The following is a 22,166-nucleotide window of genomic DNA, read 5'->3' as shown; positions in this document are numbered from 1 at the left end:
AGGCGACCATGCGTGTGCTCGGGCCGCTGTGGGGACTCTTGCTGATGGGCACGGCGTGCGGCGAGGACGTGCTGGAGCGGCTCGAGGACGAGGCCGCGGCCTGTGACGAGGCGCCCGCGATGCGGCTGGGGCCGGCGCCCTCCGCGGCCGTGTTCCTCAACGCCTACTACCTCCAGGAGGAGGCGACGCGGGACGTGCGCCGGGGCCTCGCCGAGTCGCCCGGGGTGGAGGAGACGCTCGCCAAGGCGGCGGCGCTCGGGGCCTGGGCCGTGCGCACCAACGCCTATAATGATGGGACGGGGGACGCGGCCCTCCAGGTGGCGCCGCTCGTCTATGACGAGCAGGCGCTCCAGGGGTTGGACCGGGTGCTCGCGCGGGCGCGGGTGCACGGGGTGCGGCTCGTGCTGACGCTGGGCAACTACTGGGATGCGTACGGGGGCACGCGGCGCTACGTGGGGTGGGCGGGGCTGCCGTCTCCCGTGGAGGGCGACGCGCGCTTCTTCACCGAGCCCACCGTCATCGCGCACTACACGGCCCACATCGGTCGGCTGCTCTCCCGGGTCAACACGGTGGACGGGCTGCGGTATGGCGAGCACCCGGCGGTGCTGGCCTGGGAGCTGCTCAACGAGCCGCGAGGCCGGGGCCTGGACGCCGAGGGGCGGGCGATGCGCGCCTGGGTGGACACGGTGGCCGCCGAGGTGAAGCGCCATGCGCCCGGCCACCTGGTCGGCACGGGCGAGGAGGGCTTCGACACCTCCCCGGAAGGCTATGACGCCGCGTTCTGGCGCGACGCGGCGCCCGGCTCGCTCTTCCAGGGGGGCAGCAGTTTCCGGCGCAACACGGCCTCGCCCTTCATCGACTTCGCCAGCCTGCACTTCTATCCGGAAGCCTATGGCGTGACGCGCGAGGCCACCGCCCGGGCCGGGGCGCGCTGGTTCGCCGAGCACGCGGCGCTCGCCCGCGCGTCGGGCAAACCGTTGTTCGTGGGCGAGTTCGCCCTGCGCAACCGGGACGGCTTCGCGCTCGAGGAGCGGCGTGCCCTGTACCGGGGCTGGTGGCGGTGCGCCTGGCGCTCGGGCGTGGCCGCGAGTGCGCCGTGGATGTTCGCCTACGACGCCCGGCCCGACTCCTGGGACGACTACACGTTCTATTTCCGGGACGGCAGCGCGCCCTCGGACGCCGCCAACCGCTACGCGGACCTGGTCATCGAGGCCGCCGCCCTCGCCGGCTCGCGCTGAGTCCTCCGGCCGAGGGTGACCCATTCCACACTCTGGGCACCAAATGACACCCCGTGGGTTGTGGGACTTCCCTGGAAGGACAAATTTTTTCCCTTCGAGTCGTTTCGGAGCGGAGGGGCAGGACATGAGGACTCTCATCAAGTCGGCTGCGTGGGTGTTCATCTGGGTTCTCGGTTCGGGGATGGCGGCGCCAGGGCAGGAGGACGCCTGGCTCCAGCCCTTGCCCCAGGCGGTGCATGAGGCCTGTGGGGGCCCGGTGCCGGGGCTGTCCACGTGTGGGCTGCTGGACAGTGAGCGGCGCCCGGTGGCGGAGGGCATCGCCGAGTACACCTACACGCTCCAGGTGGGCGCGGGCGCGTACGACAAGGTGGTGATGCACCGGGTGGTGCAGGAGGAGTCACCGGGCGTGCCGCGGACGCCGGAGCGCGCCCTGTTCCTCTTGCATGGCGACATCTGGGGCTTTCGGGGGGCGTTCCTGTCGGGCGTCGCCGGAGGCTCGAGGCCGGGCAAGCCCTCCTTCGCGGTCTACCTGGCCCAGCAGGGCCTGGACGTGTGGGGCCTGGACATGCGCTGGGTGAACGTCCCGGCGCAGACGACGGACTTCACCTTCATGCGCAACTGGAACCTGGAGATGCACGCGCGGGACCTGGGCACGGGGCTGGCGGTGGCGCGCTACGCGCGGGGCCTGAGCTCGGCCCGCGCGGGCGGACCCCTGCCGCTGCTGGGGTGGAGCCGGGGCGCCATGGTGGGCTACGCCTACCTGAACGAGGAGACGCAGGCGCCGCCGGACCGGCGTCACGTGAGCGCCTTCATCCCCGTGGACATGGCCTTCTCCTTCGGGCCGGACGCCGCGGCGCAGCGCCAGGACGCGTGCCAGGGCTACAAGATGCTGGCCTCGCTCCAGGTCTCCGGGATGTACGTGGATGGCAGCGGGCAGACGCTCCAGGACCTGGGGGCCTTCGCCAACGTGGCGCCCGCGCTGCCCTCCTCGCTCTTGCCGGGCTTCACCAACCGGCAGGCGGCGCTGCTCGCGGGCGCGGCCACCTGGCGGCTCCAGGGGCTGCCCATCTTCAAGTGGTACCACTTCACCGGCGGCGTGTTCTCGGGCGCGACGCCCACGTCCCTGTCGTGGACCCAGGAGCGCTTCTTCTTCGACACGCTGGAGCAGGCCGCGCCCTACCAGAGCATCGGCGAGCAGGTGGAGTCGCTGGCCCTCTGGTGCGGCGCGCCGAAGCTGCCCTACAACGACCGGCTCAAGCAGGTGAAGGTGCCGGTGCTGTACGTGGGCGCCGAGGGCGGCACGGGCCGCTATGGCCTGCACTCGGTGTCCCTGCTGGGCAGCAAGGACGTGTCCTCGTTCCTCGTGCAGCGCCTGCGCGACGGCTCCAATGCCCAGGACTACGGCCACGCGGACCTGTTCCTGGCCACCGATGCGGACCGGGACGTGTGGCCGCGCATCACGGACTGGCTCGCGCGGCACTAGAGCGTCGCGGACGCCCGACCCAGGCCCTCGGCCACGGAGGTGAAGGCGTCGCGCGTGCGCACGCGCGCCTCGCCGAAGCGCTCGGTGTACAGCCGGCGCACGGCGGGGATCTGCGAGGAGCCGCCGGTGAGGAACACCGCGTCCACCTCGCCCGCGCCCGCGCAGCGCGCGAGCAGCCCCTCGGTCACCTCGCTCAGCTCGCGCAGGAGCGGCTCGCACGCCGTCTCGAAGCCGGCGCGGGTGATGGGCTCGTGCAGCTGGATGCGCGCCTCCTCGAAGTCCAGGACCGTCTCCTCCTGGGTGCTCAGGCGCACCTTGGCGGCCTCGATGGCGCGAAAGAGCCGGTAGCCCAGGTTGTCCATGACCAGGTCGTAGAGCGCCGCGGCCTCGGTGGGCTTGTCGCTCGTCTCCTGCAGCAGCTCCAGCAGCTCCTGGGTGCTCTTCTCGCGGATGAAGGACATCTCGTGCCAGGACAGCAGCTTGGCCATGATGTGCTGGGGCACCGGCAGGCGCTTGTCGCTGAAGCCGCGCACGCGGTAGGTGCTGCCCGCGCCGAAGCGCGGCAGGAGCGCATGGCGCATGATCTCCGCGTCGAAGCGGTCTCCACCGATGCGCACGCCCGTGGAGCCCACCACGTCCGCGCGGCGGTCCGGGTTGCCCCGGCGCGAGGGGCCCAGGCGCATGAGCGTCAGGTCCGTGGTGCCCGCGCCGAAGTCGGCCACCAGCACCAGCTCGTCGCGCGTGAGCTGGGACTCGTAGGAGAGCGCCGCGGCGATGGGCTCGATGAGGAATTGAATCTGGGTGAAGCCGGCGCTCTCGGCGGCGCGGCGCAGGCGCTGCTCGGCGAGCGCGTCCGACTCGGCGTCCGAGGAGAAGAGGGCGGGCCGGCCGAGCACCACGGACTCGGGGGCGGTGCCTCCCAGGTGCGGGGCCGCCGCGTCGCGCACCCGGCGCAGCAACAGGGCCACCAGGTCCTCGATGAGCCAGGTGCGCCCGCGAATCTGCGTGGCGCGGAAGGACGCGCTGTGCAGGAAGGACTTCACCGACTGGATGAACCGGCCGGAGGGGTCGTCCAGGTAGCGGTTGATGGCGGGAAAGCCCGTGAAGGGCTCCTTCTCGTCCTCGGGAAAGAAGATGACGGAGCGGTACAGGCGCGGGTCGCTGTAGCCGGGCGACACGGGGAGCACGGTCCCGTCCGGGAGCGCGAGGGCGGTGTTGCTGGTTCCGAAGTCGAGTCCGCAAGCGGGCATGGGGCGCCTCCTCTACGTGCAAACGCGGCGGATGGGTAGTGCGGAGTGCGGCTCATTCCAGCAGGTGGCGCAGCCCTCGCACGAGCTTCTCGGCATGCCAGCGTTGCAGCTCTCGCGCGGTATGGGCGGCGTGCCCGGCGCGCTCCTCGCGCACGCGCTCGAGCAGCTCGCGCGCGGCGGTGCGGGGGGCCTCGGTGCCCTCCGCGGACTGGGCCTCGAGCAGCCCCATGCGCACGTCCGCGTCGTGCAGCTCGCCGAGCAGCTCCTGCAAGGGCACCAGGGCCTCCAGCAGGGCCTGCATCTTGCGGCGCATGGCGGGGCGGAAGATCTCCGCCTCGTAGCGCAGCTTCTTCACCGTCTTGCGCATCTCGTGCGCGATGAGGGCGTCGGGCGCCTCGGCGTAGTCCGCCATGAGCCCGTCCAGGGCGCGCAGCCGGCGGCGCAGCTGCTTGCGCACGCGGCGGCCCCCGTAGCGGCCCGGGCCTTCCAGGTGCTTCACGGCGTCCAGGAGCGCGGGCACGGTGTGCCGCTCCCAGCGCTTGAGCGCCCGCCGCAGCGCCTTCTCCTTGGTGGGCAGCGGCGCCGTCACGTGCGCGCTCAGGGCGTTGTAGCCCGCGCGCCGGGAGGCCTTGCCCTCGCGGGCGGCCTCGTGCAGCCAGTCTCCCTGGACGTGCAGGTCGCGCACCTCGCCGAGCGCGTCCTGCAGGCGCTTGACCTCGGTCTCCAGCGGGCGGAGGTCTCCCAGGCCGCGGAAGATCCGCAGCGCCGCGCGCAGCCGCCGGATGGCCACGCGCATGTCGTGCACCCCGTCCATGGACAGCGCGTGCGCGAGGGCATCCTCCTCGTGGCGCACGTCGGCCAGGCGGCTGGTGACGAGCCGTCGCGCGGCCTCGGCCAGGCGGCTGTCGGGGCCCAGGCCCCGGGTGGGAGACGGCTGTGCCATGGTCTACTCCTCGGTCTGGCGGGCCTCGTGGCGGGTGGCCGCTTCCTCCACCATCCGCTCGGCGCTCTGGGCGCCCTCCCAGCCGAGGATGCGCAGATCCTTGTCCGCGAAGGTCACGGCGGCGCTGAAGAAGTGCTCCAGCTCCTGGCGCTCGCGCTGGGACAGGTCGTCGATGTCGCGCAGGCTCTCCGCCCGGGGCGACTGCGTGGGCACCACGAGCAGCCGGTCATTGCGCTCGCGTCCGCGCCCCTTCGACTTCTTCTGGTCCACCATGAGCACCCCGAGCGCGCGGCACGCCAGCACCACGCCCGGATAGGTGGTCTGATGCCAGTACACCATGGCGTCCAGGGGATCCCCATCCGAGGCCCGGGTGCTGGGCACGAAGCCCCAGTCGAAGGGGTAGCGCAGCCCGCGCACCAGGGGGCGCGACAGGGTGAACACCCCGAGCTCGGGCTCGTACTTGAGCTTCAGGGTGGAGCCCCGGGGCGACTCGACCACGACATGGAAGGCGCCGTCCTTGCCACGCAAGGGCAGACGGGTGAGGTCCGTGTGCATCCCCGGAGGCTCACCCCTCACGGCCCGGCGGGACAAGCCCTCCGGGCGGGGAGTTTCGTCTCGGCAACACGCCGGGCGCCGCGGGCCGGTCCGCTCAGGCGTTGGGCGACGCGGGCTCCTCGCGGATGGCGGACGGCGCGGACTCCTCGCGGGTGATGGTGGCCGAGCCGTACAGGTGGCTCTCGAGGAACCACAGGTCCTCCTCCACCACGCCGAGGATCTGCGTGAGCATGTCCGCGGTGACCGGATCATTCAGGTCGTCGGCGCGCTGGATGCCCTCGCGCACGCTGGCGGCGTAGCGCGCCACGCGGTCCACCACCACGCGCACGTGGTCGTCCCCGTTGACGGCGCTCAGGTCGTACTCCTGCAGCTCCGTGTTCTTCACGGCCAGGCGGATGGTGCCCTCCGCGTAGCCGCCCAGGGCGCCCGCGCGCTCGGCGAACTCGTCGGCGTGGGCGCGCACGTGATCGGCCACCTTGTCGAAGAGCAGGTGGCGGCTGATGAAGTGGCTGCCGCGGATGTTCCAGTGCGCCTGCTTCACCTGCCAGTGCAGGTCGACGGCGGTCGCCAGGTTCGTGTTGAGCATGTCGATGAGCTCGGAGCGAGTCTCGCGCGACAGGTTGATGTGGCTGGGGAACTTGGTGGTCATGCGTTGGCCCTCGAACGGAAATCGCCGGTCGGAGATCCCGCCGGTGCTCAGGTTGTGAGCAGAGGGTGGGGATGGGTGGGGCCCCCGCCAAGCCGTGATACCCCTTTTAGTGGGCGGGCAAGCGAGCGGTCACCCGGCCCTCACGCTGGAGGGCCTGTCCCTGTCCCACACGGCGATGGCGCCGACGGAGCCGTCCCTAGGTTGAAACGACAGTGGAGGATTCGCTCCACACGGGAGACGCCATGTCGAGCAAGAGCCTCGTGGGATTGCTGGTGTTGTGGGCGGTGCTGCCGGGATGCACCAGCGTCGCGTACCGCATGGGCGAGAGCGCCACGAAGGGGGCCCAGGACGCGATGCGCGCGGAGAAGGAGCAGCGCGCGCCCGAGGCGCAGGCCCTGGATGACGCCCTGGCGCGCCGTCAGTCCGAGCAGATGGGGCGAGGCTTCGCGGATGCCCTCACCCGGGCGGAGGCGCCCTTCCAGCCACCCGGAGAAGAAGCGCTCGTGGCGGCGGCTCCGGGGGGACCAGAAGCGCTCCGGGGCGTGGGCGGCTCGGGCCTGGGCACGACGTCCTCGGCCCTGGCCTCGGAGATCGTCCGGGGGCTGAGCACGGAGCTGGAGCGCCAGTTGGGGAGCGAGGGGGAGGGACCGCTCGGGCAGAGCCTGTCGGCCACGGCGGGCCGGGTGGCCTCCACCATGGTCCAGCAGTCCCGCGACGAGTTGGGGGCGCTGTTCCCCGAGTGCGGCGGGCTCCAGGGCGCCGAGGCCCGCGCGTGCCGGGACGCGCAGGTGGCGCGCCTGGGCGAGTCCTTCACCCGGGGCGCGACCCTGGGGGTCGTTCAGGCCCTGCGGCCCTGGCTGTTGGTGCTCACCTTCGCGGGCGGCCTGCTCGTGGGGCTGCTCGTCTTCCTGTGCGTGTCCATGGTGCGCGCCAACCGGGAGTCCGGCCGCCGGGCGGGGGCCTTGCGCGAGCGGCGGCTGGCCTGAGTCACGTGGACAGCAGCACGAAGTCCACGACGGTGTTCCACAGCCGCTCGAACTGGACGCGGCGGAAGCCCGAGCCCGAGATGAGCCAGTCCACGTGGGGCGGCCGGTGGGCGGGCTGGTCGAAGTGGCCGATGGCGTCCAGGTGGTCCGCGCGCACGGCGGCCAGCACGCGGCCGTAGACCTGCGAGCGCGTGGGGACGATGCCGTCACAGGCCTGGGGACCGGGCAGCGCGCCGTAGGCCTCCACCAGGGCCTCGGCCTGCACGGAAGTGAGGGGCGGAATGGCCGTGAGCGGCATGCGTTGCGTGCGCCCGTACAGGAACGCGTACACGGTGTGGGTGATCTGCGCGTAGGGGTCCAGGCCCGCGCTCAGCCGCGCGCGGAAGGAGGGCGGCCGCGCCTGGGTGATGACGGAGCCGTAGCGCACCCCGGGCCGGTCCTGACAGCTCGCGTTGAAGAGGTCGATGCCCTCCGGCGTGAGCTGGGGAATGAGCGAGGCGTCGTTGCCCACGTCCCCGAGGAAGCGCACCAGGTCCTCGCGGCGCTCGGCGGAGAAGTCCCCGAGCAGCTGCTCGAAGAGCTGGTCCAGGATGGTGGGCCGGAAGCCGAGCTGCTCGTCCCAGCGCGTGAGCAGGCTGCCCATGCGGAAGGCCACGCTGAGCGGCAGCCGGCCAAAGCGCAGCACGTACACGGTGAAGAGCGACAGGAGCTGCAGGAGCTTCTGGCCGAACAGGCCCAGGAAGAAGGACGCGAGCGGCGTGCCCGCGTGCGGCGTGGAGACGGTGACGACGGTGCGCACCCGGCGGGCGTAGCGCTCCGCGTCCAGGTCCTCGCCCAGCAGCACCCCGGGGCTCACGAAGAGCCGCGCGTCCAGTCCGCCCGTGGAGTGGCCGATGAGGTGGATGGGCCCGTCGTCGTCCTTCACGTGGGTCTGGATGGAGCGCAGCAAGTCCCCGGCGCGCGTGCGGATGGAGCCGGTGGGGTGGCTGAGCACCTGCACCACTTCCACCTCCACGCCGCGCCGCGCCATCTCCGCGACGAAGTAGTCGCGCACGTGGCCGAAGTACAGCAGCTCTCCCAGGTTGGCGAAGCCGAAGAAGCCAGGGACCAGGAGGATGTAGTGCTTCGTCGCCATTCCACCCGAACCTTCCGGGGTCCGGGCCTGCAACTCAAGCCCTAATGCATCCGGGACGGCTCCGGGTTGACGAGGCGACCCGTCGGGTCCACAACCGGACCCGTTCCCCCCTTGACTCACTGGAGTGCGCTTCCGTGTCGCGACGCCTTCTCGCCCTCGGCCTCTTGCTCGCCCTTCCCGCCGCCGCGGAGGAGGGCATGTGGACCTATGACGCCTTTCCCCGGGACGCGGTGGAGAAGGCGTATGGCTTCGCGCCTTCCCAGGCCTGGCTGGATCACCTCCGCCTGTCCTCGGTGCGGCTCGCGGGCGGGTGCTCCGCGAGCTTCGTGTCGCCCGGGGGCCTGGTGATGACCAACCACCACTGCATCCGCTCGTGCATCGAGGACCTGTCCTCCCCGAAGAACGACTATCTGGCCAAGGGCTTCCTCGCCCGCTCGGCCAAGGAGGAGCTGCGCTGTCCCAAGGTGGAGGCCAACCAGCTCGTGGAGATGACGGACGTCACCGCGCGGCTGGAGGGCGCCACCCAGGGCAAGCGCGGCGCGGACTTCAACACCGCGCTCAAGGGCGAGATGTCCCGCATCGAGTCCGAGTGCGCCCAGGGCCCGGACGTGCGCTGTGACGTGGTGACGCTGTTCAACGGGGGCCGCTACCAGCTCTACAAGTACCGCCGCTTCCAGGACGTGCGGCTGGTGTTCGCCCCCGAGTTCTCCATGGCCGCCTTCGGCGGGGACGCGGACAACTTCAACTTCCCGCGCTACGGCTTCGACGCCGCCTTCCTGCGCGTGTGGGACGCCGCGGGCCAGCCGCTCCAGACGGAGCACTGGCTGCCCTGGGCGAAGCAGGGCGCCAAGGAGGGGGACCTCGTCTTCGTGTCCGGGCACCCGGGCGGCACCGAGCGCCAGCGCACCGTGGCCGAGCTGGAGTTCCAGCGGGACGTGGCGCTGCCCTACCACCTGCTGTACCTGGCCGAGGAGCGGGGCATGTTGCGCGAGTACGCCGCGTCCTCCGCCGAGCGCTGGCGCACCACGCGCTCGCCGCTCCGGGGCGTGGAGAACGGCCTCAAGGCGCTGCGTGGTCGGCACCAGGCCCTGGCCGAGCCCGGCCTGCTCGCCGACAAGCGCGCGGCGGAGGCGGCCCTGCGCGAGCAGCCCGGCGTGGACGAGGCCCTCACGGCCACCGCGCGCGCGCTGGACACGTGGCGGCCCCTGTTCGCCGCGCACCGGCTGAAGGAGGGCGGAGACGGCTTTCCCTCGGAGCTGTTCGACCTGGCGCGGGGGCTCGTGCGCGCGGCGGAGGAGCTGCCCAAGCCCAACGCCGAGCGGCTGCCCGAGTTCACCGAGGCGCGCCTGCCCTCGCTGCGCCAGCGCCTCCTGCGCGACGCGCCCATCCCCGCGGACCTGGAGCGCGTGCGGCTCACCTTCGGCTTCAACAAGCTGCGCGAGACGCTGGGCGCGGACGATGCGTTCGTGCGCACGGTGCTCGGCCGCGAGGCGCCGGAGGAGCTGGCGCGCGCGCTGGTGAAGGGCACGAAGCTCTTCGACGTGAAGGAGCGCCAGCGGCTGCTCGACGGCGGCGCGGCGGCCATCGCCGCGTCCAAGGATCCGCTCGTCCTGCTGGCGCGCCGGGTGGACGCGCCCGCGCGCGAGACGCGCAAGCGCTACGAGGACACGGTGGAGTCGGTGCTCAAGAAGAACGGCGAATTGCTCGCCCGGGCGCGGCTGGCGGCCCTGGGCACCTCGGGCTACCCGGACGCGACCTTCACCCTGCGCCTGAGCTACGGCACGGTCCAGGGCTGGACGGAGCCGGACGGCGCGCGCGTGGCCCCGCTGACGACGTTCGCGGGCGCCTACGCGCGCCAGACGGGCAAGGAGCCCTTCCGCCTGCCGGACCCGTGGATGAAGGCCCAGGGCCAGGTGCCCGGCGAGACGCCGCTCGACGTGGCCACCACCAACGACATCATCGGCGGCAACTCGGGCTCGCCGCTGGTGGACCGCGAGGGCCAGGTGGTGGGCCTCATCTTCGACGGCAACCTGCACTCGCTCGGTGGCCGCTACGCCTACGTGCCGGAGACCCACCGCGCCGTGGGCGTGCACGGCGAGGGCCTGCTCCTGGGCCTCGAGCGGGTGTACGGCGCCGAGCGGCTGGTGAAGGAATTGCGCGCCGCGCGCCGCTAGGCCCGGGGCGGGGGCGGAGGCCACTCGGCCGGGGGCGGAGGGGGGGGCGCCCAGGCCCAGTAGAGCAGGGTGCCCAACAGGCCCGCCCACGGCACATAGGGCACCCCGGCGATCACGCCGTCCAGACACAGGTGGATGCGGCACTCGGGCCGCGCCCACGTGGAGAAGGCGCCCAGCAACAGCGGCACATGGCTGGTGATGAAGCCCATGCCGAGCCCGCGCACCACGTCGCCCGGGCGCCACTTCCGGGTGAGCAGCCGCCAGAGGCTGGGCAGCAGCACGAGCGTGGCGAGCGCGGTGAGCACCAGCCGCTCGTGACGCGCCGCGGTGGCCAGCAGCAACACGCCCAGCGCGAGCAACAACGGCGTCCACGGCGGGGGAGCGCGTTCCTCCGGAGTGGGCTCGGGCGCGGGCGCGGGCATGGGGTCCTCATCCTACAAGAGCCGTGCGACGCGGGCCGCCCCGACGCCCGCCCATCCCGGGATGATGACTGGTCAACCTCCGCGAGCGCCCTCGGGTTGTGCGCCGCGTCAGGGCAACCCTACCCTTGGCCTGAGCAGAAGATTCACTTTGACCAGGAAGCACGCCGGCTTGTCACCACGACGGTCGGCGCACCGATTTCCTCTTTGCGTGTGGAAGGGGGCGGACTGGAAACAGTCGAGTGTTGCTGAGGTAACATTCGAAGCCGGTCGGGATTGGGGGGGTGAAAGTGGAGACACGCGGATGTTGGCGGCTGAAGCGATGCAGCAGGACACGGTGAAGCAGGCGGTCATCATGTTCACGGACGTGGTGGTGCCGGGAGGTCGGCCCCTCGGGGACGCGGCGCTCGACAACGAACTGCGGGAGGAGCAGGGGCGGCTCGTCCGGGGCTTGCTGCCGGGCCACGGCGGACGGGAGATCAAACGGCTGGAGGATGGCTTCCTCGTGGAGTTCGACGGCGCGCTGCCCGCGGTGGCCTGTGCGCTGGAGCTCCAGTCCGCGTTGTGTGCGCGCAACGAGTGCGTGCCGCACGAGCGTCGGGTGCAACTGCGCATCGGCATCCACGTGGGCTCGGTGGTGCACCAGGACGGGGACGTGTTCGGCGAGGGCGTGAACCTGGCGGCCCGACTGGAGTCGCTCGCGCGGCCCGGCACCCTCTACGTGAGCGAGCCCGTGGCGCGCGAGGTGCGCGATCAGGGCGTGAGCGGCATGGTGCGGCTGGGCCGGGGTGACCTCAAGAACATCCGCCTGCCGGTGTCCGTCTACCGCATCGATCCGCCCGGGGCGCGCCCGCGCTCGTGGATGGCGCGGCTCAAGGCGCTCCTGCCCACGCGGGGGTGAGCCACCGCGGACGTCCCCGGGAGCGCTAGGGTCGCGCCCCATGCTCGAGCGGAACCCTGACGCGTTGACCCTCGTCGTCGCATCCAAACACCTGTCGTCCTGGTCCTTGAGGCCCTACCTCGCGCTCGCCCACACCGGGCAGCCCTTTGGCGAGGTGGTGATCGCCTTGGGCCAGGCGGACACGCCCGAGAACATCCGGAAGCATTCACCCAGCGGCAAGGTGCCGGTGCTGGTGCACGGCGCGCTGGCCATCTGGGATTCACTCGCCATCTGCGAGTACCTGGCCGAGCAATTCCCCGAGGCACGGCTGTGGCCCGAGGCGCGCGAGGCGCGGGCCTGGGCGCGCGCGGCCACCGCGGAGATGCACGCGGGCTTCCAGGCGCTGCGCGCGAACATGTCCATGGACTTGAGGAACATGAAGCCGGGCCAGGGCCGCGCGCCGGGCGTGGCCGAGGACATCGCGCGCATCACCTCGCTGTGGACGGAGTGCCGCGCGCGCTTCGGCCAGGGCGGGCCATTCCTCTTCGGCGCCTTCTCCATCGCGGACGCGTTCTACGCGCCCGTGGTCACGCGCTTCGTCACCTATGGCGTGGAGTTGGACGCCGGGTGCGCCGCGTACCGCGACGCGTTGCTCGCGCTGCCGGCGCTCCAGGCCTGGACCCGGGCGGCCCAGGTGTAGACCACCGCTCGCTCAGGCCCTGGGCTTGTCTGGGTTGCGAGGCCGCAGCTTGTAGATGAACAGCTCGAGGAGTTCGACCGGAGCCATGAGCGGGGCGTGGGCCTGCAGGTCATCACTGCCCGGATGGAAATGGCTCCGCATCCCGATGTCGTCGTTGTTGTGCTTGGGCGGGTTGAGGTCGAACCGCAGGAACCCAGGCACCATGCCCTCACCGTGAAAGCGAATCTCGAAGTCGTAGGCGATGAGCGTCAGTTTTCCTTCCGACGCTTCCTGGAGGGTGAGCGAGAAGCTGATGAGCGCGCCGTCGCGACGCTCGAACAGCTCTGCCTTGGTCCGCTCGCGCCGGAAGTCCTTGGCCTTCTCGACCATCCCTCCCGTGATGACATGCGTCTGGCTCTGTCCATCTTTCGAGGGGGTGAGCTTGAGTAACTTGAGAACCTGTTGAGGAGGGGACTTCAACTCCTTCTCGTCACTGGCGGACAACAGATACGCGGAGATCTCCTGGCGCAGTTGTTTCGCGGTCGAGGGCAAGGGCAGGTCCGCGCCACAGATCCGCTCCTGCAAGCGGCGAGCGTGTTCGCGGTTCACTTCAGAGGCCAAGCAGATCACCCCGATTCAGGAGAACGAGCCATTCGGCGTAGGCCGGGTCTGCCGGGAGCTGCCCTTGCATGGCCATTTCAACAACGCGCTCGTCTGTCATGCGGGCCCACTGACGAAGCGACTGGAGACGGGCTTCACGCTGCTCGGAGGAGAGGCTGTCCGCCTCGGGCTGGAGCACCCAGACGGAGCCACTGATCCAGCTCATCAGATTGGGTGCCGCTCGTTGGAGACGTTCCGCCGTGGACGTCTCCAGGATGAGCACGACGGCCTCCTCGCGCTGGAACTGACTGCGAAGCAGATCCACGTGGCGCCATTCATCCTCGGAAAACCCATCCAGGCCAGAAACCACGAGAACGCCGCTCGTCTCTTTTGACTGGCGAGCCAGTTCGCTCCCGTTGGTGGGGCGGTCCACGACACGGGCATCCTCGATACCGAGAGCGGGAAATTCCTCCAACAAGGCATCCGCTATCTGCTTGCCCTGTCTCTCGGGAATCAGCATCACGAACCAACCTCCGCGCCCGGGACGCGCCGAGATACGGAGCGCGAACTCTCCCAGGCTGAGCATTCTGGGAGGACCGCTCATTTCCCACCCGTGAGTTGCTTCAACAGAGGCTCGATCGTGGGATGCACCGTGTAGCGCACTCCGGGCGACCGGTACTCGAGTATCCGGCGCGTTGCCAGCAGTGCGAGGTCATCCTCCGAGGTCATGACGAACGAGCCTTGCTCTCGGACCAACTGGAGGACGTTGAGCTCGGCGGGTCTGAGTCCAATCATGAGACTGCGTCCGAGTGCATCCGCCGCGGTTAACACGTGACCACTGTTCACCGTGTCCGCCCCATCCAGATAAGCCTCTTCGACAGCTTGCCTCGCCAGGGAGATCAAATCCCTGAGCGCTCCTCCTGAGTACCTGACCAGCTGCATGCAAAGCTCTGCGGATATCAATGACTCTGGAGCGCGCTGCCGCAGGACCTGGAAGAGGAAGTCACGTCCGTGCGGGTCTTGTTGCACGTCGAGAAATGCTTGATGGTAGACGTAATCGAAGCGTTCCGCGGTGAGTCGCTGGAGCCCATGGATGGCTTGGATGGGACCTACGAGAACCAGCCCAATTCCAAGTGCCGAAATGGCCGCGATGTCTTGCTCCAAGAGCTTGGAAAGCGGCGCCAGTGTTGAGAGTCGATCGAGCGAGTCGATGATGAAGACGAGGTTTGGGCATTGGGTTGCCAAGGCCTCGCGTAGTTCGCCAAGCGAACTCTTCATGCGAGCCACGTCGAATTCGAGATCATGCGAAGGGGATGTGACGACCCCACCTACCCAAGGCCCAGGAGCCTCGTCGTATGCGAATGGATCCTCTTCGTATCCGTTCGCCCATAGCAGGAACCTGTTTTCGATTTTCGGACGAAGATCGCTTTCTTCATCCAACAGGCGAGAAAGGTCTAATCCCGCCAGGGTCAACAACACTCCAGGTTGGAGCTTCCTCAAATCTTGGTGCTTGCTGACATCAATATAGATGGCGAGGGTATCGCCTAGTTCCGTGAGCCGATCATTCGCCACCAGGAGCTGGGTCGTCTTGCCCGCGCCCACTCCACCCACGACAAGATGGGTGGACGCCGGCCGCAGTTCGAGGCGGCCAGCGATTTGCTCGGCGGTCCCTCGACCGGGCATCTGGACATAGAACCCCCGCTCAATGGCCAGGCGCGGATCCGCCGCCGCGTCGAGCAGGGACATGTACTCACGGAACTTTTCACGGCGATTGCTCACGTGGGAAGTATGGGAGCGGGTATTTGGGGTGTCCAGCGGGTGCACGGCTCCTCCGTCCTCGTCAGCGGTAGCCCGGTGGGGCCAGATCGATGAGGGGCGTCGGGTAGCCCTCGGGGCCCTGCAGCACGGTCTCGAAGCGTGGCACGTTGAGCACCACGGAGCCAGGAGTCTTGTCCACGAGCGCTGGATCCACCACGTTGCCGTCGAAGGGCACCTTCGCGTAGGTCGGGATGCCGTACTGGTGGATGGCGTCCACGGCCACGCCGCAGATGGGAAGCGTGGTGCCATCCGGCAGTCGCAGTCGGTTGAACTGGATGTAGACCCGAACGGGCGTGGTCACCGCCTCTCCAGTAATCTGTGTCTCCAGTTCGACTCCCTTGATCTTCGGGTACATGGTGGCGGTCACGGGTCCGGACTTGAGGTTCAATGCGCCACCGTCCTCAACGGAGAGATCCGAGGCCGGTGTTCCCACATCCAGGAACGTTGGGTTTTCACGGGGATCGAGCCCCAACTTCGCGGGCGTGGCACGTGCTTCGGGAGAACAGCGCGCGAGATAGCCCTCGGGGTCAGGCCGAGTGGGCACGGTCGCACAGCCCAGCAACTGCGCGACGGAGAGACCCACGACGTGGGTGAGCCACGTGCATGGGCGCGAGGGCGTGGATGGGGATGGCATGGCGGAGGTTCCTTGGTTGTGGGTGATGGGCGGGCCCAGTACACGGAGGATCATCCATCCCAGCCCGAGTAACAGCACCAACCCGGACGCTCGCATGAGAAGACGCCGGGCTCGCTCACGAGGCCAGCCCGCCCGATGCTGGGCGGAGGGGTCCGGTGAGTCTTCCCCCGTTTGTTCCAGGCGGTCGACGTCCGGGAACTGCTCCCGGAGTCGGGCACATTCGGAGGGACGCTGGGCGGGAGTCTTCCAGGACGTACCGTGGCCCTCCTCGCGGAGCAATCGTTCCAGTTCCTCTCGGACCACACGAGCACTCGGTGGACGGTGCTCGGGCTTCTTCGCCAGCAGTCGCATCGTCAGCGCGCAGAGCTCCGCTGGCACTCCAGGCGCGAGCCTCTGGGGTTCCAGGGGGGAGGTGGTGGCGATGGTCACGAGCAAGGCGTCCAACGTCAGTGCCGTGCTGAAGGGACGGCAGTTGGTGAGCGTCTCGTAGAGCAGCACACCGAAGGCATACAGGTCCGCCGAGGGCCGGGCTTCCAGCCTCTCCCCCTTCCGCGCCGCATCGGACACGAGAAAAGCGATGGCCTCGGGCGGCTGGCAGTAGAGCGTGCCCGGCGCCAACCCCTCCGTGACGGGTCGTGCCCACGGCAGGTGCGCCGCGCCGAAGTCGATCAGCAAGGGCATGTCGTCTTCCCGCCTCACGAGGATGTTGTCCGCCTTGATGTCCCGATGGCACACGCCGCGTGCATGCAGCGCCTCCAGGGTCTTCAAGTGCTCGCACAGCACGACCATGCACCGGTCCAGGGCGGCGCGCTCACGCCAGCGCCACTCATGGAAGGTGGAGGCCGCCTTATAGGGCATCACGAAGTAGCCGTAGCCCCCCACGGGCTCGGGCCAACGGCCCCACTCCAGCACGGGCAGCAGGTGGGGATGCTCCAAGGACTCCAGGGAGAGCACCTCGCGGCGCATCCAGGCGTCGACCCTGTCCACGTCCGTGGCGGATGCGGGTTGGGCCGCCATCTTCAACACATAGAGTTGACTCGCGCGCTCCACGAGGAAGACGAAGGCGTAGCCGCCCACGCCCAGTCGGCGCACGATCCGGAAGTCCCGCACGTGGTGGCCGATGCTCAGTTGATTGGGATGCAGGGGCCTGTTCATGGCGCCTCGGGCTCGTCGCTCGCGGACAGGGGACGAAAGCCGCCGGCCGTGTTCTCCTCGTCCAGCGCCAGCTCGAGTCTGGACGCGCCTTCGGGCAGAACGCTGGTGAGGACATGATGCTGTCGTCTGTTGTCTGGATCTCCCGACAGGAGGCGTCCAGGCCACTCCCACTGGGCGTTATCAACAACCTTTGCTCTCAGCCGTACCTGGACCAATCGTCGGAGCCGACCGCTCCTTCGAGGGCTCTGCACGCTCAACGTGATGAAGACGCGCCGACCCATCCACAGCACGGCGTCCACCTGGGCGAACGAGTTTCGCTGCGGGTATCTCACCTCTTGCTGTGGACGGGCGAGCGATGCGCGGGCCCGCGCCGTGGCGAGCAGTTGCTGCGCCAGCGTCTCCGCGGCGTCTTCCTCGGAGGACGTCGGAGCGGGGACGACCCGCACCCGCACGTCCGTTTCCTCATGCCGGGTCACGAGCGTGAAGCGCAGCACGCCCGTGGCGGTGCGCACGAGGAGTGGAATCCGCTCTCCCCGAGGAACATCGGAGGAGGGGAGGAGGATGAAGGCGCTCTCCTCGACGGGAATCAGCCGGACGGGCGCCTCTCCCGTGGGCAACTCCGGGGCGCCGGAGGCCCGTGGCACGTCCAGTCGCAAGAGCGTGGGGACCTGGCCCGCCACGCGGATTTCAAGGGGCGGGACTTCACCGGAGTGGGTGGGCGCCACCAGGACCCGCTCCCTCGACGGCCACGAGGCCTTTACCTCCTGCGCCGCAGCGGAAGAACACAGCACGAGCGGCGGGAGGATCAGCCAGCGAGCAAGGCGCACACGAGCCCTCGGTGAGTGGGCTCGCACGCTAAGGGAGAGGGGCGGGACGTGGCAAGCGCAAAACCACTTCCGCCGTCACCCCGTGCCGCACGACCTGTGCGGTTCGCTCCGCCCCACGAGGTGGCCTCGGTTTAGGAAACCCGGGGGTCCGCGTGCGGCGTCTTGCGGTCGAGGATGAACCACTCCTTGGCCTGGGCGCCGACGTAGCGGGTGAGCGCGTAGTTGGCGCTACTGCCGATGACGACGCCCACGCCGAAGGGCAGGGTGCGCTCGAGCGCCTTGCGCGTGAAGACGAGGCCCACGCGCCGGAAGAACTCCTTGAGGGCCTGGAGCGTGGCGCCCTTGATGTAGCTGCGCAGCAGCCGCACGCCCGCCTCGCTCGCGAGCTTCACGCCCACCGTCTCGCCCGCCTTCTCGATGGCGCCGCCCGCGGCGATGAGGAAGGCCAGGTGCCGGGCGTCCTCCTTGTTCAAGTCATAGCCGAAGCACTCGGCCAGGCAGCAGGCCATGTCCACCTGCAGCTTCATGCACACGGCCGTGTCCGCGAGCCCGCCGCCGAGCGCCGCGAGCGCCGTGCCGATGCCGGGCACCACGCCGGTGAGCGCCGTGGCCCCGCCCGACATGGCGGACAGCTTCGCGTACCGGCCGATGATCTTCTCCGCGACCCGCTCCTGATGCCGGGCCGGCTCGTCCTGGGGATGGGCGGACTCGGACTGCTTGCGGTAATTGCGCGCGATCTCCTTGGCATCCTCCGGGGACATCGCCCACCGGTGGATGAACTTGAGCAGCTTCGAGTCCTCGGGGTTCTCCGCTTCGGCCGTCATGGCGCACCTCTTTCCGTGGAATGGGAGCGTACTCCCAGTGATTTCCAGGGAACAGAAGCGTGTCACGGGCGCCGGAGGCTCAGGGCGGGCCCGCGCAATCCAGGAACAGCCGGGCCTGGTAGCGCGCCGTGGGGTCCTCGGGCTCGGGCAGCAGGATGCTGCGCGTGCAGTCCATCGCGAACGGATGTCGCAGCAGGTGGGCATGGCCCTGAACGGCCTCGGCGTAGGAGGGCCACTCCAGGGTGGTGACACAGGTGTGGCTCCGGCAGTCGATGTCCCGCACCGTGAAGGGCTGCTCCCGGGTGAGGGCCGCGAAGTCCGCGCCGAAGGCATCCCGGGCGCCTCGGGACCAGGTGGCATCGCCCGGCGCCCGGGCATGCTGGTCGAGTCGTTCCTGCTGATAGCGCAGCAGCCGCCGTCGCGCTTCCTCCCGCGTCGGGCGCTGCTCCATCCAGGCGGCCGGTCGCGGGTGTTCCCCATCCCGAGCGAGGGTGGCGGACGGGGTTGGCCGGGCCTCCCGTGGGACGGGGGGCGGGGGCTCGTGCTTCCGAGATGGCTCCCGCGGTGGATCCGGGTCCTCCACGGGAAGCGGCTCCTGGGGCAGGTAATGCGCGAGCGTGACGCCAGTCCCCGCGAACAGCACGGGAAGCATGAACAGCACGGCCTGTCGTTTCACCGGGTGCATGGCATCCTCCCGAGCGTCGGGCTCACGGATACAACTCGTAGCCGTGCACGGAGCTGGCCGTGCCGCTGGTGAAGGCCGGCAGGTTGATGACGAGGTAGCCGTAGTCCGAGGGGTAGGTGCTCCACACGCCAGGGCTCGGCGAGAGGGTCATCATGCCCATGCCCGTGCTGCTGGTGGAGGCGGCGGGACCGCATGCGCCGCCCATGCTGGACCAGAAGCTGACGCACGCGCGGACATCCACGACGGCCGCCGACGCGCCGTCATACACATCCACGAGCGTCGAGAGGATCTGCGACTTGGGCAGGACGCCGTCGTCGAGGATGGGACAGACGAGCCGCATCACCGAGGTGCTCCCGTTGCCGAGGGCGCCCGCGTCACTGCGCACGGACTGATAGGTCGAGGTGATGGGCGTGCAGAAGGCCGCGGATTGCCGCCGGTAGCCCTGCGCGGACGCCTCTTGGGGCACGCCCAGCAGCAGTCCCGCCCCCACGCATGCCGCCCCCATCACCCTGTGTGTCCACCGCATGGTCCGCTCCTTTCACCGCGTTCACCGCGGAGACCATGCTGGGCATGCGTGTCGCGGGTCGACAGTGCGCCGGCCGGACAATGGCCGCGAGGACAGGGCGCCGGGGCCTACAGCCCGAGCGCGCGCAACTGGGCGTCGAAGGCGTCGGCGGTGGTGAACAGGTGGCCCCGGATGCCCAGGGTGTTCGCCGCAGCCACGTACTCGGGCAGGTCGTCGAAGAAGGCCGCCTCGTCGGGCGCGCAGCCCGCGTGCCGCAGGGCCTCCTCGTAGATGGCGGGCTCGGGCTTCACGTGGCCCGTCTCGCAGCTGAGCACCAGATGGTCGAAGCGCTCGAGCACCGGCAGCCGGGGCTTGAGCCAGGCCACGTGCAGCACGTTGGTGTTGGACAGGAGCAGCCGCTTCACCTGGCCCTCCAGCCGCTCCACGTGGGGCATCACGGCGTCATGCAGGGTGAAGTGGCAGTTCCACAGCGCGGTGAATTCTTCCATGGGCACGTCCACGCCCAGGGCCTCGCACACGTCGCGCCGGATGCCCTCGGGGCCGAGCAGCCCCCGGTTGGCCGCCGTCCAGCCCGCGCCCGACAGCCGGCGGGCGGCCTCCTCGGCGTCCAGCCCCGCGCGCGCGCCCAGGCGGCGAAAGAGCAGGGCGTTGTCGTGGAAGGCGAGCACGTTGCCCAGGTCCAGGATGACGGCGCGCACGGGCGGGCTCATACGCGGTAGCTGCTCGCCATCTCGTGCATCTGTTGGGCGACGTCGCGCAGCTCGCCGGTGACCTCTTGGGTGGCCTGGAGGCTCGTCATGGTGTCGTGCATCATGCCGGACAACTCGGTCATGGCGTTGAAGATCTCCTGGAAGCCCGCGTTCTGCTGGCTCACCGCCGTGGCGATCTGTCGCACCGCGCTCATGTTGTCCTGCACGATGCCGCTGAGCGCCTGGATGCTCTCGCCGCTGATGCGCGCCTGGGTCATGCCCTCGTCCATGCGCCGCTGTCCCGCCTCGTGCAGCTCCACCGTCTTGTGGATGGAGTGGGTGATGTCCTCGAGCAGCGTGCCCACCTGGGTGGTGGAGTGGATGGACTGGTTGGCCAGGGTGCGGATCTCCTTGGCCACGATGGCGAAGCCCTTGCCGTGCTCGCCGGAGCGCACCGCCTCGATGGCCGCGTTGAGCGCGAGCATGTTGGAGCGGTCGGCGAGCCCCTTGACCGCCAGGGTGATGCCGCCGATGCGCTGGGCGCGCTCGTTGAGCTGGCTCACCTGGCCGGACATCTCCTCCACCTTGGTGCGCAGGGCCTCGAAGCCGCTCATGCTCTCCTCGAGCGAGCGCGCGCCGCCGCGGCCCAGCTCCTCCGCCTTGGAAGCCACCCGGAGCACCGCGCTGGCGCGCTCCGCGGCGATCATGGACGTCTGGCGGATCTCCTCCGCGGTGACCTGGGTCTGCTGCAGCGCCGAGGCCTGACGGGTGAGGTTGCTCTGCTCCTGTTCGGCCGCCCGGGTGAGCGCCGCCACGGTGTCGCCGAGCACGCGCGTGCCCCGCTGCAGGCCGCGGGTCGTCTCGCTCAGGTTGTGCACCATCTGCCGGAAGGACTCGGCGAGCTCGCCCACCTCGTCGTCGCCGTACACCTCGAGCTTGCGCGACAGGTCCGCCGTCCGCACGATGCGGCGCACCGCCTCGTTGAGCTGGGTGATGGGCTGGGTGATGCGGCGGGCGAACAGGTAGGTGAGCAGCACCACCACCGCGCCCACCACCAGGATGCCGACATAGAAGTGCACGCGCTGCGCGTCGACCTCGGCATAGACCTCGGCCGGGTCCGACAGCGCCACGAAGTGCCAGCCATCGCCCACGTCCGGCACGTCCGGACCGTTGATGGCCTGCTCGGCGACGGGCTCGGCCGTGTGCGGGGCCGCCGCGTCCCGCGAGTCGAACAGCACGCTGCCCGTGGCCGTGCGCACCTCCAGCGCGAAGCTGTTGTTCTTGCGCGCCTGAGCCCGGGCCAGCGCCGCCTTCACCACCTCGCCCACCTGTCCCCAATCATACGCCGCGAGCAGCACGCCCAGCCGCCGCCCGTCCGTGGACTTCCCCGAGCCCTCCATGACGGGCGCGGCCAGGTGCAGCACCCGCATGGCGAAGATGGGATCCTCCTCCATCAGGGTCTCGCTGGTGACGCGCCCTTGCTGGGCCGCCTTGAACCAGGGCGTCTGGCGCACCCGCCCCTCCTGACCCATGAAGGCGTCGCGCAGGGCCTCGGTGCTGGCGGAGATGGCCTTGCCCTCCTCGTTGAAGAGCACCAGGCCCGCGAACGTCGTGTAGCGCAGTTGCAGCCGCTCGAGCACCGCATCGCTGTCGCGCGTGTCTCCGGTGCGCAGGGCCTCGCGCAGCAGCGCGTCCTCGGCCCAGCTGCGCACGCTCGTCTCGCGCTCCACGAGCGAGGCTTCCACGAGGTCACGCAGCCCCTCGGCCTCGATGCGCAGCATCTCGTGCACCTGGGCGCTCATGGCCCGTTGGCTGTTGGTCAGCCCGGTGACCGAGACGCTCACCAGGGGAATGAGCGTGAGCAGGGTGACATACCAGGTCAGACGGCCGCGCAGCTTCAGGGTGCCGATCAAGGGTACTCGCATCAGCCTCCGGTCTACCACGGCACGGGACGGCGGACGTCGGCCCATCCGAGGCGACCCACGCACGGCCGCCCGGATGGCGGCTTCCAGGACCC

At 69.9% G+C, this 22,166-nt stretch carries 22 protein-coding genes; 6 read left to right on the top strand and 16 right to left on the bottom strand.

The window, feature by feature from the left end; all coding sequences use genetic code 11:
• Nucleotides 1–8 precede the first annotated feature (8 nt).
• Together I3V78_RS37290 and I3V78_RS37285 are read left to right on the top strand one after the other, a co-directional pair.
• Nucleotides 9–1,238 (top strand): cellulase family glycosylhydrolase, encoded by a 1,230-nt coding sequence (locus I3V78_RS37290; RefSeq protein WP_204495582.1) that lies wholly within the window; start codon nt 9–11, stop codon nt 1,236–1,238.
• Nucleotides 1,239–1,362: 124 nt separating this feature from the next.
• A complete protein-coding gene (locus I3V78_RS37285; protein WP_204495580.1) occupies nt 1,363–2,721 on the top strand; it encodes a hypothetical protein in 1,359 nt (452 codons plus the stop codon).
• On the opposite strand, the gene I3V78_RS37280 is transcribed toward I3V78_RS37285, so the two are convergent.
• The 4 genes from I3V78_RS37280 to dps form a co-directional block, all read right to left on the bottom strand.
• A complete protein-coding gene (locus I3V78_RS37280; RefSeq protein ID WP_204495578.1) occupies nt 2,718–3,971 on the bottom strand; it encodes an Hsp70 family protein in 1,254 nt (417 codons plus the stop codon). The genes I3V78_RS37285 and I3V78_RS37280 overlap by 4 nt on opposite strands.
• A gap of 52 nt (nt 3,972–4,023) precedes the next feature.
• A complete protein-coding gene (locus I3V78_RS37275; protein WP_204495575.1) occupies nt 4,024–4,914 on the bottom strand; it encodes a CHAD domain-containing protein in 891 nt (296 codons plus the stop codon).
• A 3-nt stretch (nt 4,915–4,917) separates the two neighbouring features.
• Nucleotides 4,918–5,469, bottom strand: coding sequence for an inorganic diphosphatase (locus tag I3V78_RS37270; RefSeq protein WP_204495573.1), 552 nt, complete (start codon nt 5,467–5,469; stop codon nt 4,918–4,920).
• 94 nt (nt 5,470–5,563) lie between these two features.
• Nucleotides 5,564–6,118 (bottom strand): DNA starvation/stationary phase protection protein Dps, encoded by a 555-nt coding sequence (gene dps / locus I3V78_RS37265; RefSeq protein ID WP_204495571.1) that lies wholly within the window; start codon nt 6,116–6,118, stop codon nt 5,564–5,566.
• Nucleotides 6,119–6,360: 242 nt separating this feature from the next.
• Here dps and I3V78_RS37260 point away from each other — a divergent pair, with 242 nt between their 5' ends.
• The gene (locus tag I3V78_RS37260) at nt 6,361–7,104 is read left to right on the top strand and encodes a hypothetical protein (protein ID WP_204495569.1); all 744 of its coding nucleotides are present in this window, start codon (nt 6,361–6,363) and stop codon (nt 7,102–7,104) included.
• Nucleotide 7,105: 1 nt separating this feature from the next.
• On the opposite strand, the gene I3V78_RS37255 is transcribed toward I3V78_RS37260, so the two are convergent.
• Entirely contained in the window at nt 7,106–8,239 is a 1,134-nt protein-coding gene (locus I3V78_RS37255) for an esterase/lipase family protein (protein WP_204495567.1), read from the bottom strand.
• A 134-nt stretch (nt 8,240–8,373) separates the two neighbouring features.
• On the opposite strand from I3V78_RS37255, the gene I3V78_RS37250 reads away from it, so the two are divergent.
• A complete protein-coding gene (locus I3V78_RS37250) occupies nt 8,374–10,413 on the top strand; it encodes a S46 family peptidase (RefSeq protein ID WP_204495565.1) in 2,040 nt (679 codons plus the stop codon).
• On the opposite strand, the gene I3V78_RS37245 is transcribed toward I3V78_RS37250, so the two are convergent.
• Nucleotides 10,410–10,835: a hypothetical protein gene (locus I3V78_RS37245; protein ID WP_204495563.1), complete on the bottom strand. Its 426-nt coding sequence runs from the start codon at nt 10,833–10,835 to the stop codon at nt 10,410–10,412. The genes I3V78_RS37250 and I3V78_RS37245 overlap by 4 nt on opposite strands.
• A gap of 301 nt (nt 10,836–11,136) precedes the next feature.
• Between I3V78_RS37245 and I3V78_RS37240 the strand changes: the two genes are divergently transcribed.
• Both I3V78_RS37240 and I3V78_RS37235 read left to right on the top strand, forming a co-directional pair.
• Nucleotides 11,137–11,733, top strand: a complete 597-nt coding sequence (locus I3V78_RS37240) for an adenylate/guanylate cyclase domain-containing protein (RefSeq protein WP_420840444.1) — start codon at nt 11,137–11,139, stop codon at nt 11,731–11,733.
• Nucleotides 11,734–11,773: 40 nt separating this feature from the next.
• On the top strand, nt 11,774–12,412 hold the full coding sequence (locus I3V78_RS37235; RefSeq protein ID WP_204495561.1) for a glutathione S-transferase family protein: 639 nt from the start codon (nt 11,774–11,776) through the stop codon (nt 12,410–12,412).
• 12 nt (nt 12,413–12,424) lie between these two features.
• Here I3V78_RS37235 and I3V78_RS37230 read toward each other — a convergent pair whose 3' ends face one another.
• From I3V78_RS37230 to I3V78_RS37185, 10 genes are all read right to left on the bottom strand, one after another.
• The gene (locus tag I3V78_RS37230) at nt 12,425–13,012 is read right to left on the bottom strand and encodes a hypothetical protein (protein ID WP_204495558.1); all 588 of its coding nucleotides are present in this window, start codon (nt 13,010–13,012) and stop codon (nt 12,425–12,427) included.
• A complete protein-coding gene (locus I3V78_RS37225) occupies nt 13,002–13,514 on the bottom strand; it encodes a hypothetical protein (protein ID WP_204495556.1) in 513 nt (170 codons plus the stop codon). The genes I3V78_RS37230 and I3V78_RS37225 overlap by 11 nt, the downstream gene beginning before the upstream one ends.
• Before the next feature lie 77 nt (nt 13,515–13,591).
• A complete protein-coding gene (locus I3V78_RS37220; RefSeq protein WP_204495554.1) occupies nt 13,592–14,737 on the bottom strand; it encodes a Cdc6/Cdc18 family protein in 1,146 nt (381 codons plus the stop codon).
• A gap of 94 nt (nt 14,738–14,831) precedes the next feature.
• Nucleotides 14,832–16,598 carry a protein kinase domain-containing protein gene (locus I3V78_RS37215; RefSeq protein WP_204495552.1) on the bottom strand — a complete coding sequence of 589 codons (1,767 nt, stop codon included), beginning with the start codon at nt 16,596–16,598 and terminating at the stop codon, nt 14,832–14,834.
• On the bottom strand, nt 16,595–17,389 hold the full coding sequence (locus I3V78_RS37210; protein ID WP_338023864.1) for a DUF2381 family protein: 795 nt from the start codon (nt 17,387–17,389) through the stop codon (nt 16,595–16,597). The genes I3V78_RS37215 and I3V78_RS37210 overlap by 4 nt, the downstream gene beginning before the upstream one ends.
• Before the next feature lie 167 nt (nt 17,390–17,556).
• Nucleotides 17,557–18,249 (bottom strand): EcsC family protein, encoded by a 693-nt coding sequence (locus I3V78_RS37205; RefSeq protein ID WP_204495548.1) that lies wholly within the window; start codon nt 18,247–18,249, stop codon nt 17,557–17,559.
• A gap of 79 nt (nt 18,250–18,328) precedes the next feature.
• Nucleotides 18,329–18,700: a hypothetical protein gene (locus tag I3V78_RS37200; protein ID WP_204495545.1), complete on the bottom strand. Its 372-nt coding sequence runs from the start codon at nt 18,698–18,700 to the stop codon at nt 18,329–18,331.
• 256 nt (nt 18,701–18,956) lie between these two features.
• Nucleotides 18,957–19,460: a hypothetical protein gene (locus I3V78_RS37195; protein WP_204495542.1), complete on the bottom strand. Its 504-nt coding sequence runs from the start codon at nt 19,458–19,460 to the stop codon at nt 18,957–18,959.
• A gap of 107 nt (nt 19,461–19,567) precedes the next feature.
• Nucleotides 19,568–20,170 (bottom strand): HAD family hydrolase, encoded by a 603-nt coding sequence (locus tag I3V78_RS37190; protein ID WP_204495540.1) that lies wholly within the window; start codon nt 20,168–20,170, stop codon nt 19,568–19,570.
• A complete protein-coding gene (locus tag I3V78_RS37185; protein WP_204495538.1) occupies nt 20,167–22,074 on the bottom strand; it encodes a methyl-accepting chemotaxis protein in 1,908 nt (635 codons plus the stop codon). The genes I3V78_RS37190 and I3V78_RS37185 overlap by 4 nt, the downstream gene beginning before the upstream one ends.
• Nucleotides 22,075–22,166 lie beyond the last annotated feature (92 nt).

The sequence above is a fragment of the Archangium primigenium genome (genome assembly GCF_016904885.1).
Lineage (GTDB): Bacteria > Myxococcota > Myxococcia > Myxococcales > Myxococcaceae > Cystobacter > Cystobacter primigenius.
Note: the sequence above shows the minus strand (reverse complement) of the source record. Positions and strands in the feature narration are given on the sequence as shown.